Below are 21297 nucleotides of genomic sequence, written 5' to 3' on the forward strand. Positions count from 1 at the left end.
CACTGATCCGCGTGCCTCAGACGGTCTCCTCGTGCAGACCCTCGACCTCGTGCTCGGACGCCCACGCCTGGTACACGCCCCGGTCGAAGAGCTCCAGCCCGAGTGCCTCCGCCAAGGGCGCCTTGCCTCCGCTGTACTCCACGCGCAGCCAGCCGTCGTGCTCGCCCAGGACGACGAACGGTTCACCACGCCACGTGCAGTGCGTCGTCACGTACCGGAGCTGGTCGACCTCCGACAGGGGCACCACGCGGACGTACCTGTCAGGCGTGACTTGCTGGAAGCCTTCGGCCGCCCGCGTGGCGTAGAGCCGCACGACGTCCTCGTCCGGGCTCGCCTCGTACTCGGTGCCCCGCCAGGTCGCGTAGTAGCCGTGCCTGATGGTCACCGGCGTCCTCCCGGCCGCTTGACGACCCACCTGCGCAGGTCGGCGTCGTAACCCGCCACGAGGGTCTCCGTGCCTTCGGAGTCGAGCCGGTATATCTCGGCGGCGTGCGGCAGCCGCTGGCTCTCGATCTTGAACTCGGGGATGGCGGGCCCGTCGCCGGGCGCGTAGCCGGAGCCGGGGAACGGCGCCTTCTCGATCACCCAGCCGCCGGGGATGATCCCCATGCTCCATTCGTCGATCCCGCCCAGCGGGCGCCGGAACAGGGCCGGTTTGACCGCCGGCCAGCGGAGGACGAAGACCTGCTCGTCCGCGGGCGAGAACGGCGACCCCTCGTACACCAGCCCGAGCGCGCGGATCAGTGCCGCGGGCGTCCTGATCTCCCGCAGGTCCTGGAACCGGTGCACGTAACCGGCGACCAGGTCGTAGCCGCCTTCCAGGTAGTGCTGCACATGTTCCGGCCGCAGGACCTTCTGCATCACCACGATCTGCGGCGCTCTGTCCGGCGGCTGTTGTTCCGTGGGGGACGGCGCGCTCGGCGGTGGCGGCGCCGGCGCATCGCGCTTCTCCCGGGCCGCGGCCATGGGGATGCTCTGTTGCCGGGTGGTCGCCTTGTCGCGGTCGCGCTGGCCGTAGAGGGGCGCCACCGGGAGGCCGTGGGGGTCGCTCGGCGTTTCGCGGGACGGGTTCGCCGGGGCGGCGGACCGGCGCTGCGGCAGGCGCCGCTGGTCGGGGGGCGTCTCCCGCGGCGCCGGGACCTCCGGAGGGCGGGCCGGCCGGGGCGAGGAGGGACGCTGCTCGGGAGCCCGCGGCTCCGCCACGGGCACGGATCGCGGGGCGGAGGCCGCCGGTCGCGCCGCCGGAGCGGGCGGAGCCGGAGCCGTGACCGGTGGCATCGGAGCCGTCGGCGCGGCGGCCGGAGGCGCCGCGGCGGACGGCGCCGGAGCCGGGGATGCCGGAGCGGGAGGCCGGCGCGTGGGTGAGGCGCCGGCCGGGGCTGTGCCCGCCCGTGACGGCGCGGGAACGTCGGAGGGCACCTCCGGTCCGGTCCGGGCCCGTTCGGGGCTCTCCGGCGGCTTGGGGGCCCGGCGTCCGTCGGCCGGGGCGCGCCGGGCGGCCTTGGCGCGGGTCCGCTTGGACGGGCCCGCCACGTGGACGTCCGTGGGCACGGGAGGCGTGGGAGCGGTCCGGCTCGGCTCCTCGGGTTCGAGCAGCGCGTTGGCGTCCAGGTAGCACGCGCTGGGAAGGCCGGGGTTCACGGCCAGCTGCCACTCCGGGTGCGGCCAGCGCCTGGACAGCTCCGCCAGTGTCGCCTGCCGGTGATGGACCGCCTGCCCCTGGAGGGAACGATCCATCGCCTCGGGGGAGGTGAAGGCGAGGATGAACGTGCCGTCGCCGAACTGGGCCGTGGCGAACTGGTGCTCGGCTGCCTCCGGATCGCCGGGCGCGGGCAGGTAGAGGACCGCGCGTGCGAGGAGCTCCAGGTACCCGTGCTGGTCACCGCGTTCGCGGGCCTCGGTGAGCGCCGTCTCCAGGGCGGAGCCGGAGGGGCGTGCCCGGCGGGACGCCGCCCGCCCGGAACGGCCCTGCTCCTCGGGGACGGCCAGCGGGATGCCGAGGCCGGGCAGCGCCAGCGGCCCGCCGTCGGGGCCGGACCTGCTCGCCTGGTAGACCAGTTCGAGCGGGGACTCGATGCCGTAGACGTCGCGGAACGCGCCCATCATCTGCCCGGCGAGAAGGGCGCACGCCTCCAGGAGCTCGGCGGAGGCTCGGCCGCCGCGCCCACCGCGCTCGCGGAAGGTGAGACGGTCCCACCAGTTCTTGCGCTCCTCCTCGTCCGGCGGCTCCCAGCCGAGCGCCCTCAGCCGCCGCTCCTGGCGCGGTGCCAGCGGACGGGGCAGGAACGCGCTCCCGACGGCCTCCGCGTCCAGCACGCCCTCGGACCTCATGGCCTGGACGTAGGGCAGCCCGCTGGACCCCTGCACGATGAGGAACGAGGTGACGGGCAGTCGTGAAAGCTCCAGAGTCAGCCGTTGGGCGAAGTCGTTCCAGTCCACTCGGGATCCACTTTCACGTTCGCGGGGAGGCTTCCGTACTCGACGGTAGCTGAACGGTGGGTCACTCGGTCCAGGGAGCCGGAACGGCGTCCGCCCGCACCGGCGCCCAGACACCGCCCACCGCGTCGAATATCGCGAGAGGTGTCCGGTCGCCTTCGCCGGTGGTGCGCCAGAGACGGGTGCCGTGGGGCAGCCGCATGGGGACCTGGGCGGGCCGCTTGCCGTGGGCCGGCGCCCTCCTCGGAGCCGGCGGCTCCTCGGCCGGGAGTGCGGCCGGTGTGTCGGCCGGGGGATCGGTCGGCGCGCCCAGAGGGGCCGCCGCCGGCTCGGGCCGCAGGCGCTCGGCCTCAAGCCGCGGGCGCTCAGGTTCGGGCCGCGGGCGCTCAGGTTCGGGCCGCAGGAGCTCAGGTTCGGGCCGCACGAGCTCAGGTTCGGGCCGCGGGCTCTCGGGCTCGGACCGCGGGCTCTCGGGCTCCGGGGTCCCGGCTTCGAGCGCCGCCCGCAGGTCGGCCGCCGTGTACGGGTCGATCGCGGTGTGGGTCTCGTCGAACGGGCCGTCCGGGACGGGGGCCGAACCGTTGACGGCCGGCCCGGAACCGCCGGCGACCGGGTTCGGGCCGGCGAGCGCGTTCGGGTCGACCGTCCCGTACGGGTTGGGGACGTCCGGTGCCGCGGCGGGCGTGACGTTCTGGCCGGTGTCCAGCCGGCCGATGACGGACGAGTCCAGCAGGACCTCGCTCGGCAGGCCCCAGTTGATGGCCAGCCGCCAGGCGGGGTCGGGCCAGCCGGCCGCCAGTTGCCCGAAGGACACGCGCCGGTACAGGCCGGGGTGGCGTTCGCCGGCGCGCGCGAGGGCGCCCGGCGAGGTGAACACCGTGATGTAGGTGTCGCCGCCGATCGTGATGGTGGGGAACTCGGCGCGGTCGGGGTCCTCCACGGCGGAGGCGGTCGCAGGAAGGACCAGGTCGGCGCTCGCCAGCAGCCGGAAGTAGGTGGTGTTGTCGCCGTTCGCCTTGGCCTCGGCCAGGCGCGGTTCGAGCAGTTCGGCGTTCATGCCGGGCACGGCCTGCTCCGGCAGCGCCATGGGGCTCCCCGCGGGGGGAGGGCCCGCGGGCAGCGGGTTCGGCTCCGGGACGGCTCCGGAGGACGAGCGGCGCTTGTTCACGCGCGACGGGTCGGCCACGTCGATGCCGAAGTCGACGAGTTCGATCAGGCCGTTCCCGTGCCGGTGGAACGACTCGTACACGAGGTCGGACGGGCGCCGGACGCCCTGCACGTCCCTGAGCGCGGTGACCATCACGTCCGCCAGCCGCGAGAAGTCGGCGTCGGTCACGGCCGGCATTCCGCCGGGCATACCGGTCTCCGGCAGCTCCGTCCACCAGTTGCGCGGGGCGGGGTCGGCGGGCGGGCGCCAGCCCGCGTCGCTCATGACCTCCTCGTCGGCCAGGGTGAGGAGGAGCGGCCCTTCCAGGAAGTTGTTGCTGACGGCCTCGGCGTAGAGCCGGTCGGGCTCGCGCATGGCCTGGACGTAGTGACGGCTCTCATCGCGCTCGCGCACGATGAGGATCGTGTCCGTTTCGAGACCCGCAAGCTCACGTCCCAGCCGCCGGGCGAACTCGGACCACTCCAACAAGATCACTCCCTACGACCGGGGGCCTGACCCGGGTCCCGCGAGACCATGCCCGGGAACCGATGATTGTCGCCGGGAGCGCCGCGCGCAAACCGGGAGTTCACTCGGGCGGCGGTTCGTGACGAAGCACACGCAGGCCCTCGCGCAGGGCTTCCGGATCACCTCCGGAGCGGTCGAGGACGTCGATGAGTTTGTGCAGGATCTCGTGGCGTTCGTAGCCGACGTCCAGGAGCGACTGGGCGGTGTCCCACAGTTGCGGGGGGTCGCCGTCCCACAGCCTCTCGGCGAGGCGGACGTGCGCGTCGAGGTGGTCGTCGCCGCCGCCCGGGTGCTCGAACTCCAGGATGGCGCGGCGGTCGTCGGGATCGGCGGGATCGAGCTTCGACAGGTTGATGAAGCCGTGCCGGCCGGAGTGCCGGTGCGTGCCGGACAGGAACGGCAGGGCGAACGCCCGGCGGGGCAGCGCCTCCAGGTCGCCGTCGGGCAGCAGGCGGTCGACCAGTTCGCGGTCGAGGCCGAAAGCGGACGGGTCGCGGTAGGCCTCGGCGAACTTCGCGGTGGCGTCCCAGAGTGCGTCCAGCGTGGCTCTGATGCCCTCTTCCGGCAGCCCCGTGCGGCGGCCCGCCCAGCGGACCCACGCGGCCAGCACGTGGGGGACCGCTTCCTGTTCCGACGGGGAGAGGAGAACCTTCCGCGGCAGCCAGTCGAGCAGGAACATCTCGCATTTGATCGGGCTGACCCGCAGCGGCCGGCCGAAGTCATGGGTGCAGCCGTAGTCGATGATGCGGTCCACGCAGCGGCTCGCCGCGGAGAGGTCCGACAGCTCCTCCGCCTCATCGGAGGCGAGGAACCTGGCCGCGATCGTCGCGCGCCTGTCCCGCCCGTACACCGGCGGCTGGGGCAGCCGTCCACCCGGCGGGAGGATGTCCACACGTGCGCGCACGAACGCTTGGTAGGAACCGAAGTTCTCGCTCACCGGCGGGTCGTCGGTGGTGTTGGTGAGATCGAGGGCGCTCTGCAGTAAGGCCTTTGTGTCGCGCGAGTCCAGCTGCTCGAAGCGCATCAGCGGGTTGTCGCGGCCTTCCCTGCGGCAGTGGTCGAGGAGCTTGTCCACCTGGGACGAGACCCAGGCGTCCCTGACCAACCCGCTCGCGGGCGGGCGTCCCGCTCGTGCCGCGGGAGTGAACGGGCCGGTGGACGGCTGGACGGCTCCGGCCTTGTTGCGGTCCACCAGGATGACCAGGGCGTGCCGCTCGCTGCCCCCGTAGGTGTAGGTGCAGATGACGGAGTCCTGGTCGCCGTAGACGTCCCGGGACACGTAGCAGGCCTCCGGCTCGACCATGCCCACACGGTCGGCCCACCCGGGTCTGGCGACGCCGTCGGCCATCAGCTCCAGGGCCGCGCGCTCGGCCATGGCCGCCTGCCTGGAGGTGCCCATGTAGGCGACCCCGGTGAGCAGCGCGAGCGCGGCAGGCGTCCGCGCGGCCCCGGCATGGGAGACCAGGGCCTCGCCGATGACCTCCTCGACGTCCCCGTCGGGGACGCGCTGCCCCCACCACGAGCCGAGGATCTCGCTGACGATGAGTTCGGCGTCCAGGGGACTGCGGACGGCGAGGAGTTCGCGGGCGTGCCGGAGCATGCCGTCGAAAATCGCCGAGATCTCGTTCGAGGGTGACGGGCCGTCCCAGGCCGGGTCCCCGGAGGAGCGGTTGCGGCTGCGGGGACTCACCCTCCTAGCTTCTCAGATCCTGCGAGGCCGGTGTGAAGGACACCGGCGAAGGCCGGAATGGGCCGTCGGGCCCGCCACTGGCGCGCCACAGGCCTCCCCGACGCTCAGCCGTCCACTCCGCCGGCGGGCGCGCGACCGGAGGGCGGCTCCGATTTCAGGACGCCGGTGAGATGCTCGCGGGCCATCCGCTCGACCCTGGCGGGCGTGGCATCGAGCCCCAGATGGGCCATGCACGCCTGGACGTCGGCCACGCACCGGTGCACCGCCTCCGACGGGAAGGTCGTGAACTCGTCACAGAGCCGTCGTGCGAGCGCGTCGCGGATCTCGCTCCGGTGATCGGCCAGTGCAGGCATCTGCGCACACCTCCGCGCACGGGGTTCCGGCGGACGGGGATGCCGCCGGCCGAGACGCGGCATCACCTGCGGCCGCCGTGGGAGCGTCCGCGAACCCCGCCTCGATGTCCCATTCCAGCGTTTTTGTGGGGCAAGTCAAGACGTACCGGGACGTCGTTTCGCAAATTCTGACTCCCGGTCACCGGAGGTTTCGTCCGGATCGCCGCTCCGGGCCCTGACCTGCGCGTCCGCCCAACGGGGGTGATGCCGCGCCGCCCAGCCGGGGTCGACCCGCCCGGTGAGCATCCCGTTGAGCGCGCCCCGGTCTCGGAACGCCTCCCACAGGTGCCCCGCAGTCACCACGACGATGATGAGGAACAGCCAGTCATGGACGAACGTCGCGCCCGTCCGCCACCGGTCGCCCCACGGCCCGGGGAAGGTCATGATCTCGCCGGTGCCGAGCATGATGAGGATCGCGCCCGCCGTGAACGCCGCGTTGAGCTTCTGCCCCGCGTTGAACTTCCCCACGGGAAAGATCCCGCGGCCGCCCCGCACGTCCCTGCGGTCGCTGCTTTTGAGCCACTCCCAGTCCGACGGGACGAACCTGTTGAACTGGCGGAGGTCGGCCCTGAACGCGCGGGACGCGAGCCCGAGCAGCACCGGCACGGGCAGCGCGAAGCCGCACCAGACGTGCACGGTCTTCACCATTTCCCTGCGGCCCACCAGCGTCGACAGCATCGGCAGGTAGAGCAGTGCCGCGGTTACCAGGCAGATCAGCATCAGGAGCGCGGTGGCATGGTGGATCGAACGTTCGGCTCTGGTGAACCGGGCGAGCCACCTCGGCGGGTGGTCAGGTCGGCTCATCATCACGCCCGTTCGACCGTCCGACCCACGCGTCCACGTCGTAACCGAGGTTCTCCCAGTAACCGGGCTTCACCTTGTCGGTGAGTTCGATGCCGTCGAGCCACTTCAGCGACTTGTAGCCGTACATGGGCGCCACGTACAGCCGCGTCGGCCCGCCGTGATCGTGAGTGACCGGCTTGCCGTCCATCTGGGTCGCCACCAGGACGTCCCTGCGGCGTGCCTGCGCCAGCGTCAGCGACTCGGTGTAGACGCCGTCGAACGACGTGAACCGCACCGCGCGCGCCTGGGAGGACACGCCGACCGCGTCGAGCAGCTCGGGCAGGGCCACGCCCACCCACCGCACATCCGGCACGCGCCAGCCCGTCACGCACTGGAAGTCCCTGTCGAGCACCGTCTGCGGGAGCCGCGCCAGGTCGGCCATGCCGAACGACTGCGGCTTGTCCACGAGGCCGGTAACGGTCACCTGGTGGGTCGCGGCGCTGTGACGCTTCACGCTGGGGGTGACTGAGTAGTACCGGAACCCGCCGGCCGCCGGTAGGACGTCCCCGATCGGTCCTACCGGCGCCAGCGTCCGGCTCACCTTGTCCTGGACGGACGCTCCGACGGCGACCCCCGCCGCGCCGAGGCCGAGCATCGTGAGCACGACCCGCCGTCCGACCGGGCTGCCTTCCGCTCGTTCCTCCTCTTTCACGACTCCATTCGAACACCGCGGCCTGTGGCCCGCCAGGTTTCCGTGATGTCCGTAAGACTTCTGACAGATTCGGAGGCCGCCCTAAGCTGGGCGCATGGCCACGAAGGTTCATCTCACGCAGCGTCCGGAGGCCGACGAGCTCCTCGGGCGCAGCCCGCTGGCCGCGCTGGCCGGCATGCTGCTCGACCAGCAGATCCCGATGGAGTGGGCCTTCACCGGGCCGTACACCATCGCCCAGCGGCTCGGCGGCGATGATCTGGATGCGCACGAGATCGCCGCGCAGGACCCCGAGCGATTCGCGGCGCTCCTGTCGGAGAAACCGGCCGTCCACCGCTACCCGGGTTCGATGGCCAAGCGCCTGCAGCAGCTGTGCCAGTACCTCGTCGAGCACTACGACGGGGACGCCGGGAACGTGTGGAAGGACGTCGAGAGCGGCAAAGAGCTGTTCAAGCGCCTGAACGCTCTCCCTGGGTTCGGAAAGCAGAAGGCGCAGATCTTCCTGGCGCTGCTGGGCAAGCAGTACGGGGTCCGGCCGGAAGGCTGGCGGGAGGCCGCCGGCGCGTACGGTGAGGAGGGCTCGCACCGGTCGGTCGCCGACATCACCGGCCCTGAGTCCCTTGCCGAGGTGCGGGCCTTCAAGCAGGAGATGAAGGCCGCCGCCAAGGCCGCCAAGGCCGCGAAGTAAGCGAGCGGGGCCGCTGGGAAAGCGAATATCCCCAGGCGGGGCGCTTGAGGAGACGGCCGACCGGTCTGTCAACTCGCCGAGCCCTGCCTGTCAACTCGCCGAGCCCTGCCTGCCAACTCGCCGAGCGAGGCGGGTTGACACCCTGTGATGCCGAGGCGCCGTAACATCTCCTACTCGCCGTCCGGATGGCCGTCTCGCGCGTCCTTCCAGGACGGCGTCCGAATCCGACGAGTTCGTCCGGTGGCCGAAGGGACAAGGATGTTCATCAGGGCTTCCGTACGCGGCGAACCATCGGGATGATGATTACCTGACTCCGACCGGTGTTGTGATGGAGGCGGGAGCGCTAACCTGCTCCCATTCACTCATAGTGATGAAAAATTGCCGCGCGGTACGGGACCCTCTGGGGCGGAGGTGTTGTCCTTGAGCACCGAGACGTCCGTCCCGCATCCCCGCGTCTCAGGGGTGGAGGGGCAGCCCATGGATGCGTCCGACGCCGCACTGTATGCGACCCTTCTCAAGGAAGCCCCCGGCGGGCTGGCGTTCTTCGACGGCGACCTGCGCTGCCGCAGGGCCAACGACGCGCTGGCGGCGCTGCTGGGCGTGGCCGTCCGGGATCTGCAGAAGCGCAGGCCGTCCGAGGTGCTGCCCGAGGGCGTGGCCGCCGCGTTCGAGACGGCCCTGCGCAAGGTGATCGACGAGGACCGGCCGGTGAGCGACCTCGATCTGGTCGTCCCCGCCGACGCCCCGGAAGGGCCGCCCGGCGACGCCTCCGGCGTGGCCACGGCCGTCGAGGAGCGCATCCTGGCGTGCACGTGGCTGCCGGCCAGGAACGGCGACGACGAGCGCCCGGGGGTCGTCCTGACCGCCTTGGACGTCACCGAGCGGCGCAGGGCCGAGGAGGTCATCCGCCGCAAGGAGCAGCGTTACCGGTCGCTCGTGGAGGCCAGCGCCCAGGTGGTGTGGGTCGCGGACCCGGGCGGCGGTGTGATCGACGACGCCCCCGAGTGGCGCGCGATCACCGGCCAGACGCCGGACGACTACGCGGTCGGCGGCTGGCTGTCGGTGGTGCACCCGGAGGACCGGCCCCGCATCGAGGCGGTCTGGCGCGAGTGCGTCGAGGAGAACCGGGTCTTCGAGACCAACTACCGGATCCGCACCAAGAGCGGCACCTACCGCCATTTCGACGTCCGGGCCGTGCCCATCTGGCAGGGCGACGCGGTGATCGAGTGGGTCGGCGCCAACACCGACGTCACCGGCCAGCGCGAGGCCGAGGAGATGCGGGGCCGGCTGACCGAGCAGCTGTCGGCGGCGGCGCTGCGCACGGCGCGGCTCCAGCAGGCCACCTCGATGCTCGCCGAGGCCCTGACCGTCTCCCAGGTCGTCCAGGTCATCACCGAGGTCGGGCGGTCCGCCATCGGCGCCGACTACTCCGCGGTGGCTCTGCTGGACGACGACAAGCTGCGGCTCAGCATCGTGGCCCCGTCCCAGCCCGGGACGGAGGGCGAGGCGGTGTCGGCCTCGGCCTCCCGCGACGCGATCAAGGTCAGCGACCAGACCGTGATGTCGGTGGCGGTCCGCGAAAGTCGGCCGTTTCTGGCCGAGCATCCCGACAGCCTCCGCCTGCAGCTCGGTCACGGTGAGCGCGACCTGTTCGCCCAGCACACCGAGGAGCGCGCCTGGGTGGGCCTGCCGCTGCTTGCGGCGGGTGCCCCGATCGGCGCCCTGCGGTTCTCCTTCACCCGGCCCAGGGAGATCACCGAGGAGGAGCGGGTCTTCCTGGAGGCGCTGGCGGGCCAGTGCGCCCTGGCCGTGGAGCGGGCGCTGCTGTTCGAGCGCGAGCACAAGACGGCCGAGGAGCTCCAGCGCAGCCTGCTGCCGAGCGATCTGCCTCAACTGCCGGGCATGGTGCTGGCCGCCCGCTACAACCCCGCGACGCGCCATGTCCAGGTGGGCGGCGACTGGTACGACGTCTTCCGTCTTCCGGACGACCGGCTCGCCGTGGCCGTGGGCGACGTCATGGGCAAGGGGGTCCTCGCCGCGGCCGGAATGGGACGCGTCCGCAACGCCCTGCGCGCGCTGGCGCTCAACGATCCGCGTCCCGCCGCCGTCCTGGCCGGGCTCGACCGGCTGTTCAGCGCGACCGAGGACGAAGAGCAGTTCACCACCGTCGCGTACGTGGTCATCGACCCTGAGACGGGGCAGGGGGAGTTCAGCAACGCGGGCCATCCGCCGCCTCTTCTGATCTCGCCCGACGCGCCCGCGCGCGTGAGCACGCTGGAGCCCGGAACGCCGCTCGGCTGGCCGAGCCAGCGGCAGCAGACAAGTTTTTCCATCGAGACCGGCAACACTGTGGTGTTCTATTCCGATGGACTTGTGGAGAACCGTAGGCGTGGGGTGGACGCCGGGCTGGAGGAGCTCGTCGCCGTGGCGGCCGACGCCCCACCTGAAGTGGTAGGAGATCCCGAAAGACTCGTCGACTTCCTGGTCGATCGGATGCTTGCCGGATATGAGCAGGTAGACGATGTGACCGTGCTTGCCCTGCATGTCCCGCCCAAGTCCGCGTGAAGCCCGCCGAAGACGGCGTGAAGACGGTGGAGCGCGTTCGAAGGACCGTCCCGCGCCCTCTAAGGTGGAGAGTTACCGGGTAGGACTCCAAGGCGGAATGCGCAGCAGTGCCAGAATGCTTGACCCAGAGAGAGCGGGTACGCTGCGGTCCCGCACCGGGAGGTCCGCTCCGTGTGTGGTCCCACCCAGTGTGAGGCCGGGCCCGTCAGGGCACTTGGGTCAACCAAGCCACACGTTCGTTCGAGAGGTATTTGTGTCGCCTGCTAGCTCGACCTCGAAAGCGTCAGATCTGCACGATCACGTCATCGCGCAACTGATCGAGCGTGGACGGTCCCAGGGTTACCTCGACGCCGACGACGTACGACGTACGTTCGAGGAGGCCGACATCCCCGTGTCGAAGGCCTCCAGCATTCTGCGGAGCCTCAGCAAGGAGGGTGTGACCGTCATGGTGAGCGCTGCCGACTCCGCGGCGCCCAAGCGTCCGCGCAAGCGCGCGACGCAGCCGGCACGCAGGCCCAAGACCGCCGCCGCCGCCAAGGAGCAGCCCGACACGGTGACCGCCGTCGTCGGCGACGACGCGCCCGAGGAGGCCGTCGCCGAGCCCCGCCCGGCGGCCCCCAAGCCCGCGCCGCCCAAGAAGGCCGCGGCCGCCAAGGGCGCCAAGGCCAAGGGCAAGAAGGCGGCGCCCGCCAAGAAGGCCGCGTCCCCGGCCGCCGCGGCCGCCAAGGCCGAGCCGGCCAAGAAGGGCGACGGGCCGGAGGCCGACGACGAGATCGACGTCGACCTCGACGAGGACCTGACCGACCTCGACGTCGAGCTGGAGGACGACGCCGCCGCCGAGGTCGAGGAGCCCGAGGCCGACGAGGCGCCGGCCGCACCGGCCGCCAAGCCCGCGCCCGGCGCCAAGACGGACGCCCCGACCGAGGAGGAGGGCTTCACCCTCGGCGACGACGACGAGGACGCGCCCGCCCAGCAGATCGCGGCCGCCGGCGCCACCGCCGACCCGGTCAAGGACTACCTCAAGCAGATCGGCAAGGTCCCCCTGCTGAACGCCGAGCAGGAGGTGGAGCTCGCCAAGCGGATCGAGGCCGGGCTCTTCGCCGAGGAGCGGCTCGCCGTGTCCGGTCCCGCGATGTCCGAGGAAGACCTCGAGGACTTCGAGTGGATCGCCGAGGACGGCCGCCGCGCCAAGAACCACCTCCTGGAGGCCAACCTCCGCCTGGTGGTCTCGCTCGCCAAGCGCTACACCGGGCGCGGGATGCTGTTCCTGGACCTGATCCAGGAGGGGAACCTGGGCCTGATCCGCGCGGTCGAGAAGTTCGACTACACCAAGGGCTACAAGTTCTCCACCTACGCCACCTGGTGGATCCGGCAGGCGATCACCCGCGCGATGGCCGACCAGGCCCGCACCATCCGCATCCCGGTGCACATGGTCGAGGTCATCAACAAGCTGGCGCGGGTGCAGCGGCAGATGCTCCAGGACCTGGGCCGCGAGCCCACCCCGGAGGAGCTGGCCAAGGAGCTCGACATGACCCCGGAGAAGGTCGTCGAGGTCCAGAAGTACGGCCGCGAGCCCATCTCCCTGCACACGCCGCTCGGCGAGGACGGCGACAGCGAGTTCGGCGACCTCATCGAGGACTCCGAGGCGATCGTCCCGGCGGACGCGGTCAGCTTCACGCTGCTGCAGGAGCAGCTGCACTCCGTCCTGGACACGCTCAGCGAGCGTGAGGCGGGCGTGGTGTCGATGAGGTTCGGCCTCACCGACGGGCAGCCGAAGACGCTGGACGAGATCGGCAAGGTGTACGGGGTGACCCGCGAGCGCATCCGGCAGATCGAGTCCAAGACGATGTCGAAGCTGCGTCACCCGTCCCGTTCCCAGGTACTGCGCGACTACCTGGACTGAGAACACGCGTAAGAACAGGGCCCCGCTTGGTGCGGGGCCCTGTTCTTACGTCCTGTTCTTGTGCCGCCCTCTGGCGGGCGGCGGGGCGTCGGTCGTGAAGGACGGCGTCAGTCGTGAAGGACGATGTCGAGGTTCGTGCCGTTCAGTTCGGCGGTGTGGCCGAGATCGGCCACGGCCTTCAGCAGCGCGTCCGGGGTGCGCGGCGACGCGCCCGCCTTGAGCAGGTCGTGCGCGATGCGCCCGCGGGTGGCCTTGGCCATGTGGCTGACCACGGTCCGCTTCGCGACGCCCCGGACGAGCCGCTCCCGGAACACCCGCACCGCGACGGCGGGCCGCGGCGCCTTCCACACCGACGCGTACGGGCCGGACCGCATGTCGACGATCAGATCGCCGTCTCCGAGGGCCTCGTCCATCACCTGGCGCATCACAGGGCGCCACAGCGCTCCCAGACGTCCCGCAGGCGGCAGGGACACCGCCATGGCCAGCCGGTAGGGCGGGACGCGGTCGGTGAGCCTCAGCGCGCCCCACAGGCCTGAGAAGACGATGATCTGCTCCGCGGCGGCCTCGGCGTCCAAGGCGGGAAGATCGAGGTTGTCGTAGAGAACGCCCGTGTAGAGCCGGGCGGCCGGCAGCGTGGGCGCCTCGTGCAGCGCCCTGTTACGGGCGAGGGCCTCGTCCGCCTGGCCGGGGGAGAGGCCGAGCACGTCCGCTGCGTCCTTCCGCCGGCACACCTTGACCAGGGCCGCGAGCACGCGCTCACGGACGGGTGTGAGGCCGGGGAGGCTCAGGGAGGCCAGGTCGAGGGGCGGACCGTCCCCACCAGTAGCCTTCTTCTCCGACGGCGGCAGCAGGATGTGCACGATTCCCCTCGAAAGCGGTGAGTGATGGCGCGTGCCATGGAATTCGGACGGCTCGTCGCCGAGGCGTGGCCCGCGCCCTCCAGCCAGGATATTGGCGGCTGGCTGCTTCGCCATGCGGAGGGCGTGACCAAGCGCGCCAACTCCGCCCTGCCCCTGGACGACCCAGGGGATCTGGAACACGCCGTCGAGCGAGCGGAGCGTTTCTACAGCGGACTGGGGCTGCCGACCGTGTTCTCGATGGACGCCCATGCAAGGCCGTCCGGGCTCGACGCGTTCCTTGCGGCACGGGGCTACGAGATCGTCGATCCGACGCTCGCGATGGTGGCGGACGTGCCGGATGCCTCCGGGCACGCCGGCGTTGAGATCGTGGAGAAGCCGGCCAGGGAGTGGCTCGACCTCTGGTGGTCGGTGGACGGCCGCTACGCCCACCAGCGGCCGGTGGCGGAGAAGATCCTCACCGGTGTGCCGGCCGGCTATGCGTCGCTGGACGGCGTGGCGGTCGGGCGCGGTGTGCCCCAGGGAGAGTGGCTCGGCGTCTTCGCGATGGCCGTGGCCCCGGAGGCGCGCAGGCGGGGCCTCGGGCGGCGCGTCCTGCGAGCGCTCCTTGCCTGGGGACGCGAGCAAGGATGCGAACGGGCGTACCTGGTCGTGGTCGAGCGGAACGCCCCGGCCCGGGCCTTGTACGAGGCGGAGGGCTTCGTGCCGGCCGGGGGCTACCACTACCGCGTGAAGAATGTCACTTACGGGTGAGGCTTCAGGTGCTCCGGTGATCCGCATCACCTGAATCCCGATTTTCACTACGGTAAGTGAGTGAGTAATTACACTAAGGAGTGGTGTCCCATTGGCTCTGCGGGGTGACGAAGGGGTGGAAATGTGAACGGCGGCCACCGTGTCCGGTGGCCGCCGTTCCGGGGCTCGTGCTATTTCAAGGGCTACCGCTCATCGTCCGTCGCGGTCGCCTGGGTTTCGGTGAGCCGGTCGGTCTCGTCCTGAATGTCGGCCCCGTTGGCGCGGAGAGCCTCTGCGTACTTGCGCCCGTGGTGGGCACAGAACAGAAGGTCGCCGCCGCCTACAAGGACTGCACGGACGTAGGCCTGGGCGCCGCAGCGGTCGCATCGGTCGGCGACGGTCAGCGGCTTGGTTGGGGCAAGGGCTCCAGTCACGGCACCTTCCTCATGCTCGGGGTCGGTACTTAGGACAACATCTAACCCGACGCTGGCGTTCCCAACCTGGTTCTTCGTACGCCCACAGCAGAATGGCCCAATAAGTGACCGAGGTCACATTAGACGGAGTCCCACCGGAACAGGCGCACGGCGATCAGCGCGCCGGCGACGGCGACGCCGAGAAGAACGCCGATCTGGGGCAGCGCCGAGGCCGGCCCGAGGCCCCGTCCCATCACATTGAGCATGCCCTCGTTCAGGTACCGCAGCGGGAAGACGTACGACAGGGCCCTCATCCAGCCCGGCGACGCGTCCAGCGGGAAGAACGAGCCGCCGAGGAACGCCATCGGGAGCACGACGAGCTGCGTCACCCCCTGGGCCGTCTCCTGCGTCTTGGCCCACGCGCCGATCAGCATCCCGATCGACAGGAAGGCGAGCACGCCCGCGAGCACCATCGGGATCGCCATCCACCAGGCGCCGCTGAGCTGGAGCCCGAACACCGGTAGCTGCGCCACCAGCACGAACAGGGCGAACTGCACGAGGGCTATGACGAGGCTGACCGCGACCCGCGCGGCGAACACGGTGGGGATCGGCGCGGGGGAGAGCTGGAGCCGGCGCAGGATGCCCTTGGTCCGCCAGGACACGAGCGTCTGGGAGGCGCCGAAGACGCCCGCCGACGCCAGTGCCCAGCCGAGAAGGCTCGGCGTGAAGAACTGGATGGCCTTCAGCGAGTCGTCCTCCACCTGCCGGTCGGTCACGCGGTAGGCGGGCGGCTTGCCGCTGGCCGCGATGTTCGCCGACTGGACGATCGAGTTCATCAGCCCCCGTACCGTCCCCGACTTCACCCGGTCGGCCGCGGAGTAGTGGACGATCAGCTGGTCGCCCTGCTGCTCGACGACCGCGTCCGCGTCGCCCTTCTCGACGGTGCGCAGGGCGTCGGCCCGGTCGGACGACTTCTCCACCTGCATGATCTTGCCCATCTCGCCGGAGCCCCCCGCCACGGCCCGGTCGATGATCGACGACTGGCCGACCTCCAGGATCTTCACCTTGGACGTCGTCTGGTTGCCGAAGACCCCGCCGAAGATGACCAGGAACATCAGGGGGAACAGCACGGTGAAGAACAGCGCCGACCGGTCGCGCCAGAAGCCCAGGAACATGGCCCTGGAGAGGCTTTTCAAGCTGTCGTACGTGCTCATGCCCTGTACTCCCGTCCGGTGAGCTCCAGGAAGACGTCCTCAAGGGTGGCGCCGCGGATCTGGACGCCGTCCAGAGCGTCCTTGGCGGCCATGGCCGCGACCACGGCGGACGGGTCGCGGGTGGAGATGGTCAGGGAGACGCCGTCGTCGTCCGCGCCGTCCACGCCCGGAAGCAGCCGTGCGTCCGCCACCTGCAGGAGGCCGCTGGCGATGCTGATCCTGGCCGGCGCGTCCAGGCCGCGCACCAGCACCGCCGGGGGTCCGAGCTTGAGGATCTTTCCCGAGTCCATGATGGCGACGCGGTCGCAGAGGTTCTCCGCCTCGTCCATGTAGTGCGTGGTCAGGACGATGGTGCGGCCTTCGGTGTTGATGCTGCGGAGCACGTCCCAAAGGTTGCGGCGTGCCTGCGGGTCCAGCGCCGCGGTGGGCTCGTCCAGGAACACCAGTTCCGGGTCGTGGACGAGCGCGCACGCGATGGACAGGCGCTGCGCCTGACCGCCCGACAGCTTCTCCACCCGGACGTCGGCCTTGTCGTCCAGGCCGACCAGATCCAGCATCGCGTCGGCCTTCTTGGCCGGGACGCCGTACAGGGAGCCGAACGTCCGCAGCTGCTCCCGCGCGGTCAGCCGCTCGAAGAACGACGACGCCTGCAACTGGACGCCGATGCGGGGCAGCAGCTTCGGGTTGCGGGGCCACGGGGGCAGCCCGAGCACCGCGAGTTCTCCCTCGTCGGGCTCCCGCAGGCCCTCGATGATCTCCAGCGTCGTCGTCTTGCCCGCGCCGTTCGGACCGAGGATGCCGAAGAACTCGCCCTCCTCGACCGCGAACGTCACCCCGTCCACGGCCCGGACGTCCCCGTATCGCTTGCGGAGGCCCGTGACCTCGATCGTTTGCGCCATGCAGAGGACGGTAAGGAGGATTCCGCTCCTCGCACACCCACCTAAAGGTGGACGTTCAGGTCTAGAAGTCGGAGTCCGGGTACCCTGGCGAACCGTCCGTGCCCGCCGCACGGACGTGCCCGAACGCCCGCGGCGGCGAGCCTTTCGGTGGATTGTCGTCGGCCGGGGGTACCCTTCTGCCGACCGTCCTACCCCCGAGGAGCACACGCACGTTGACCGCCGCGACCGCCGAAGTGCCAACCGAAGACCCGCACGGCTACTCCGCCCGGCACCTGTCGGTGCTGGAGGGGCTGGAGGCCGTGCGGAAGCGACCCGGCATGTACGTCGGGTCGACCGACAGCCGGGGCCTCGCACACTGCCTGTGGGAGATCGTCGACAACTGCGTCGACGAGGCGCTCGCCGGTTACTGCACCCACATCAGCGTGACCCTGCACGCCGACGGGTCGTTCGAGGTAGGCGACAACGGCCGCGGTATCCCGGTCGACCTGGAGCCCAAGACGGGCCTGCCCGGCGTCGAGCTGGTCATGACGCGGCTGCACGCGGGCGGCAAGTTCGGCGGGGTGTCCTACACCGCGTCCGGCGGCCTGCACGGCGTCGGCGCGTCCGTGGTCAACGCGCTCTCCGCCCGGCTCGACGTGGAGGTCGACCGCGACGGGCACACCCACGCGATCAGCTTCCGGCGCGGGCTGCCCGGCGAGTTCGCCGACGACGGGCGCCCCAACGCCCGGTTCAAGAAGAAGTCGGGCCTGCGGCAGGTCCGCAAGGTCGCCAAGAAGGTCACCGGTACCCGTGTCCGCTTCTGGCCCGACCTGCAGATCTTCCTGAAGGACGCCACGGTCGAGCAGTCCCTCGTCCTCGACCGGATGCGCCAGACCGCGTTCCTCATCCCCGGCCTCACCATCGACGTCCGCGACGAGCGCGGCGAGGAGGTCGTCGACGAGAGGTTCCGGTTCGACGGCGGCATCAGCGAGTTCTGCGGCTACCTCGCGAAGGACACCCCGATCGTCGACGTGCTGCGGCTCCAGGGGCGTGGCCACTTCACCGAGACCGTCCCGGTCCTGGACGACCAGGGCCACCTGACGCCGACCGACGTCGAGCGCGACCTCGAGGTCGACATCGCGCTGCGCTGGGGCAACGGCTACGACACGATCACCAAGTCGTTCGTCAACGTGATCGCCACCCCGAAGGGCGGCACCCACGTGCGCGGCTTCGACCGCGCGGTCCTGAAGGTCGTGAACGAGCAGCTCCGCGCGACGAAGCTGCTGAAGAACGGCGACGAGGACGTCATCAAGGAGGACGTCCTGGAGGGCCTCACCGCCGTGGTGACGGTCCGCCTGCCCGAGCCGCAGTTCGAGGGCCAGACCAAGGAGGTCCTCGGCACCTCCGCGGCGACCCGCATCGTCTCCCAGGTCGTGATGCGGGAGCTGCGGGCGATCTTCGAGAACCCGCAGCGCGGCCAGAAGCAGCAGCTCAGGGCGGTTCTGGAGAAGGTCGTCGGCGCGGCCAAGACCCGTATCGCCGCCCGCACCCAGCGCGACAACCAGCGCCGCAAGAACGCTCTGGAGAACTCCGCCCTCCCGGCCAAGCTCGTCGACTGCCGCACCGCCGACGACCGCAGCGAGCTGTTCATCGTCGAGGGCGACTCGGCACTCGGCACCGCCAAGCTCGCCCGCAACTCCGAGTTCCAGGCGCTGCTGCCGATCCGCGGCAAGATCCTCAACGTGCAGAAGGCGTCCGTCGCCGACATGCTGAAGAACGCCGAGTGCGCCGCGATCATCCAGGTGCTCGGCGCCGGCTCGGGACGGACGTTCGACATCGACGCCGCCCGCTACGGGCGCGTGGTGATCCTCGCCGACGCCGACGTCGACGGCGCCCACATCCGCACGCTGCTCCTCACGCTCTTCCACCGGTACATGCGGCCCATGCTGGAGGCCGGGCGGATCTTCTCCGCCGTCCCGCCGCTGCACCGCATCGAGCTGATCAAGCCGAAGAAGGGCCAGGACAAGTACATCTACACCTACTCCGACGCCGAGCTGCGGCAGCGGCTCGTCGAGCTGGAGCGCAAGGGCCAGCGCTGGAAGGAGCCGATCCAGCGCTACAAGGGCCTCGGCGAGATGGACGCCGACCAGCTGGCCGAGACGACCCTCGACCCGCGGCACCGGGTCCTCCGGCGCGTCCGCATCGAGGACGCCGAGGAGGCGGGCAAGGTGTTCGACCTGCTGATGGGCAGCGAGGTCGCGCCGCGCCGGGCGTTCATCACCGCGGGCGCCACCGAGCTGGACGCTGAGCGCATCGACACCTGAGCGCATCGACACCTGAGCGCGGAGGTTCCCGTGCGCGGCCGGGGTCCGGTGTCCACCCTGCGGTGGAGAACCGGAAGTACAGCCGCGCGCCGATCCGCGCGGAGGGCGCGCGCCCTACCGTCGTGGCCATGAACACGGTGGACCACGTGCTCGTCGCCCTCGGCGGGCCCGCCTCGGTTAGCGTCGTACCGTGAAGTGCGAGGCGAACATGATCGAGCGGCTGACCCGCGCGCTCGTCGTCTGCGTTCTGGTGATGTGGGGCGTCTACGCCTACGTCCGCGGCCTGATCCATGAGGAGCCCGCGCCGGCACTGCACGGTGTGGGGCTCGCCGTCGCGGTCCTCACCGCCGTCATGTTCTCCCTGCTGGGGACGGGCATCTGGGTCGTGCGGCGCGACGGCGACCGCTGGCGGAGGATCGGCATCGGGCTGCTGCTCGGGGCGATGGCGGCGGCGATGGCGCTGTACGCGCTCGCGCCCCACGCCGGCGGCGGGTTCTTCTTCTGCATGGCGGGCCTCTGGGTGCTGCTGATGCGGCTGCCGCTGCCCTGGGGCCTCACGGTCAGCGGCGTGACCATCGCCTCGATCGGCGTGCTGGGAGAGGCATTCCGGTCCGGTGGCGCCGATCTCGGTCTCATGTCGGCGTTCATGGGGCTCACGCTGGGGGCCGTCGCGAGCCGCCACGGCATCGCCGCGCAGGAGGCCGCCCGCCGGGCCGAGGCCGCCAACGCGGTACTCGCCGAGCGGTCCCATCTCGCACGGGAGATCCACGACATCCTCGCCCACTCTCTGTCGGCGCAGATCGTCCATCTGGAGGGGGCGAGGCTGCTGCTCGCGCGGGACGGCGACCGCGTCCAGGCCCTGGACCGGGTGGAGCGCGCCCGCAACCTCGCCCGCAGCGGTTTGGACGAGACACGGCGCGCCCTCGCGACCCTCCGGGGCGAGGTGCCGGAGCCGAAGGAGGTCATCGCGGAGCTCGCCGAGGAGTTCTATGCCAGCACCGGCCGTCCCTGCGACGTGGAGGTGACCGGGCAGCCGCGCGAGCTGACGCCCCAGGCCGGGCTGGCGGTCGTCCGCACCGCCCAGGAGGCGCTCACCAACGTCCGCAAGCACGCGCCCGGCGCGCGCGCACGCGTGACCCTGCGCTACCTCGCCGACAAGGTCGAGCTCGAAGTGACCGACAGCGGCGGGACGGAGGCCGTGGTGCAGCTCGGCGGTGGCGGCTACGGCCTGGTGGGCATGCGGGAGCGCGCCGAGCTGATCGATGGCACCCTGGTCACCGGACCGGAGGGCAAGGGGTTCCGCGTGTCCCTCCGGGTGCCGGCCTGACGGGAGACGGAGCGGTGAGCGACAAGACGAGGATCCTGGTCGTCGACGACCAGACGGTGGTGCGCGAGGGCCTGGTCCTCCTGCTGGAGCTGCTGCCCGGCATCGAGGTGGCCGGCGCGTGCGGCGACGGGGAGCAGGCGATCGCCATGGTGGACGAGCTGCGTCCCGACGTCGTCCTCATGGACCTGCGGATGCCGCGCGTGGACGGCGTGGAGGCGACCCGCCGCATCAAGGAGGCGCACCCCGACGTCGGGATCGTCGTCCTCACCACCTACGCCGACGACGAGTCGATCTTCGCGGCGCTGCGCGCCGGGGCCCGGGGCTACCTGACCAAGGACGCCGACGCCGACGAGATCGCCCGCGCGGTCACCGCCGTCCGCGGGGGAGCGTCCCAGCTCGACCCGGCGGTCCAGCGGCGCCTGGTCGAGGCCGTCGCCACCGGCGAGAGCCCGCGCCGGGCCGCCCCCGGCGAGCTGCCGGACGGCCTGACCCGCCGCGAGGCGGAGGTGCTCACGCTGATCGCGCAGGGGCGCTCCAACGCCGAGATCGCCGGTGACCTGTTCATCTCCGAGGCGACGGTGAAGACCCACATCAACAACCTGTTCGCCAAGGCGAATCTCCGCGACCGCGCGCAGGCCGTCACCTACGCCTTCCGGCACGGCCTCACCGGCTGATCATCGGTCAGCGTCCGGCAAGGACCGGGTCAAGGTGCGG

18 protein-coding genes are annotated in these 21297 nt (G+C 71.1%); 7 read left to right on the forward strand and 11 right to left on the reverse strand.

Translation table 11 applies throughout. The features are described 5' to 3' along the window. Positions 1–16 precede the first annotated feature (16 nt). The 7 genes from ABGB11_RS29065 to ABGB11_RS29095 form a co-directional block, all read right to left on the reverse strand. Positions 17–385 carry a hypothetical protein gene (locus tag ABGB11_RS29065; protein ID WP_347637851.1) on the reverse strand — a complete coding sequence of 123 codons (369 nt, stop codon included), beginning with the start codon at positions 383–385 and terminating at the stop codon, positions 17–19. Next, on the reverse strand, positions 382–2439 hold the full coding sequence (locus ABGB11_RS29070; RefSeq protein ID WP_347637853.1) for an SseB family protein: 2058 nt from the start codon (positions 2437–2439) through the stop codon (positions 382–384). Before ABGB11_RS29070 ends, ABGB11_RS29065 begins: the two co-directional genes overlap by 4 nt. Before the next feature lie 61 nt (positions 2440–2500). Beyond that, the gene (locus tag ABGB11_RS29075; protein ID WP_347637855.1) at positions 2501–4072 is read right to left on the reverse strand and encodes an SseB family protein; all 1572 of its coding nucleotides are present in this window, start codon (positions 4070–4072) and stop codon (positions 2501–2503) included. 97 nt (positions 4073–4169) lie between these two features. Next, positions 4170–5708 (reverse strand): hypothetical protein, encoded by a 1539-nt coding sequence (locus ABGB11_RS29080; protein WP_347638003.1) that lies wholly within the window; start codon positions 5706–5708, stop codon positions 4170–4172. A 194-nt stretch (positions 5709–5902) separates the two neighbouring features. Then, complete coding sequence (locus tag ABGB11_RS29085) at positions 5903–6151, reverse strand: hypothetical protein (RefSeq protein WP_347637857.1); 249 nt, start codon at positions 6149–6151, stop codon at positions 5903–5905. Positions 6152–6286: 135 nt separating this feature from the next. Beyond that, positions 6287–6997, reverse strand: a complete 711-nt coding sequence (locus ABGB11_RS29090; RefSeq protein ID WP_347637859.1) for a cytochrome b/b6 domain-containing protein — start codon at positions 6995–6997, stop codon at positions 6287–6289. Continuing rightward, complete coding sequence (locus tag ABGB11_RS29095) at positions 6981–7685, reverse strand: molybdopterin-dependent oxidoreductase (protein ID WP_347637861.1); 705 nt, start codon at positions 7683–7685, stop codon at positions 6981–6983. Before ABGB11_RS29095 ends, ABGB11_RS29090 begins: the two co-directional genes overlap by 17 nt. A 94-nt stretch (positions 7686–7779) precedes the next feature. Between ABGB11_RS29095 and ABGB11_RS29100 the strand changes: the two genes are divergently transcribed. From ABGB11_RS29100 to ABGB11_RS29110, 3 genes are all read left to right on the forward strand, one after another. After that, positions 7780–8370 carry an HhH-GPD-type base excision DNA repair protein gene (locus tag ABGB11_RS29100; RefSeq protein WP_347637863.1) on the forward strand — a complete coding sequence of 197 codons (591 nt, stop codon included), beginning with the start codon at positions 7780–7782 and terminating at the stop codon, positions 8368–8370. Between the two features lie 420 nt (positions 8371–8790). Next, the gene (locus tag ABGB11_RS29105; protein ID WP_347637865.1) at positions 8791–10935 is read left to right on the forward strand and encodes a SpoIIE family protein phosphatase; all 2145 of its coding nucleotides are present in this window, start codon (positions 8791–8793) and stop codon (positions 10933–10935) included. Between the two features lie 253 nt (positions 10936–11188). Further along, positions 11189–12838, forward strand: a complete 1650-nt coding sequence (locus tag ABGB11_RS29110) for an RNA polymerase sigma factor (RefSeq protein WP_347637867.1) — start codon at positions 11189–11191, stop codon at positions 12836–12838. Positions 12839–12945: 107 nt separating this feature from the next. On the opposite strand, the gene ABGB11_RS29115 is transcribed toward ABGB11_RS29110, so the two are convergent. Next, entirely contained in the window at positions 12946–13698 is a 753-nt protein-coding gene (locus ABGB11_RS29115; RefSeq protein ID WP_347637869.1) for a peroxide stress protein YaaA, read from the reverse strand. Positions 13699–13734: 36 nt separating this feature from the next. Here ABGB11_RS29115 and ABGB11_RS29120 point away from each other — a divergent pair, with 36 nt between their 5' ends. Continuing rightward, positions 13735–14448, forward strand: a complete 714-nt coding sequence (locus ABGB11_RS29120; RefSeq protein ID WP_347637871.1) for a GNAT family N-acetyltransferase — start codon at positions 13735–13737, stop codon at positions 14446–14448. 182 nt (positions 14449–14630) lie between these two features. On the opposite strand, the gene ABGB11_RS29125 is transcribed toward ABGB11_RS29120, so the two are convergent. The 3 genes from ABGB11_RS29125 to ABGB11_RS29135 all read right to left on the reverse strand — a co-directional run bounded on the left by ABGB11_RS29125 (position 14631) and on the right by ABGB11_RS29135 (position 16953). Next, a complete protein-coding gene (locus ABGB11_RS29125; RefSeq protein ID WP_347637873.1) occupies positions 14631–14861 on the reverse strand; it encodes a hypothetical protein in 231 nt (76 codons plus the stop codon). A 119-nt stretch (positions 14862–14980) separates the two neighbouring features. Continuing rightward, on the reverse strand, positions 14981–16054 hold the full coding sequence (locus tag ABGB11_RS29130; protein ID WP_347637875.1) for an ABC transporter permease: 1074 nt from the start codon (positions 16052–16054) through the stop codon (positions 14981–14983). Continuing rightward, positions 16051–16953: an ABC transporter ATP-binding protein gene (locus ABGB11_RS29135; RefSeq protein ID WP_347637877.1), complete on the reverse strand. Its 903-nt coding sequence runs from the start codon at positions 16951–16953 to the stop codon at positions 16051–16053. Before ABGB11_RS29135 ends, ABGB11_RS29130 begins: the two co-directional genes overlap by 4 nt. A gap of 212 nt (positions 16954–17165) precedes the next feature. Between ABGB11_RS29135 and ABGB11_RS29140 the strand changes: the two genes are divergently transcribed. The 3 genes from ABGB11_RS29140 to ABGB11_RS29150 all read left to right on the forward strand — a co-directional run bounded on the left by ABGB11_RS29140 (position 17166) and on the right by ABGB11_RS29150 (position 21257). After that, on the forward strand, positions 17166–19256 hold the full coding sequence (locus tag ABGB11_RS29140) for a DNA topoisomerase IV subunit B (protein ID WP_347637879.1): 2091 nt from the start codon (positions 17166–17168) through the stop codon (positions 19254–19256). Positions 19257–19446: 190 nt separating this feature from the next. Next, complete coding sequence (locus ABGB11_RS29145) at positions 19447–20583, forward strand: histidine kinase (RefSeq protein ID WP_347637881.1); 1137 nt, start codon at positions 19447–19449, stop codon at positions 20581–20583. 14 nt (positions 20584–20597) lie between these two features. Beyond that, positions 20598–21257, forward strand: coding sequence for a response regulator transcription factor (locus ABGB11_RS29150; protein ID WP_347637883.1), 660 nt, complete (start codon positions 20598–20600; stop codon positions 21255–21257). Positions 21258–21297: the final 40 nt, after the last annotated feature.

Origin of the sequence: Actinomadura sp. B10D3, from assembly GCF_039871695.1 — a bacterium.
Classification (GTDB): Bacteria; Actinomycetota; Actinomycetes; order Streptosporangiales; family Streptosporangiaceae; genus Spirillospora; species Spirillospora madurae.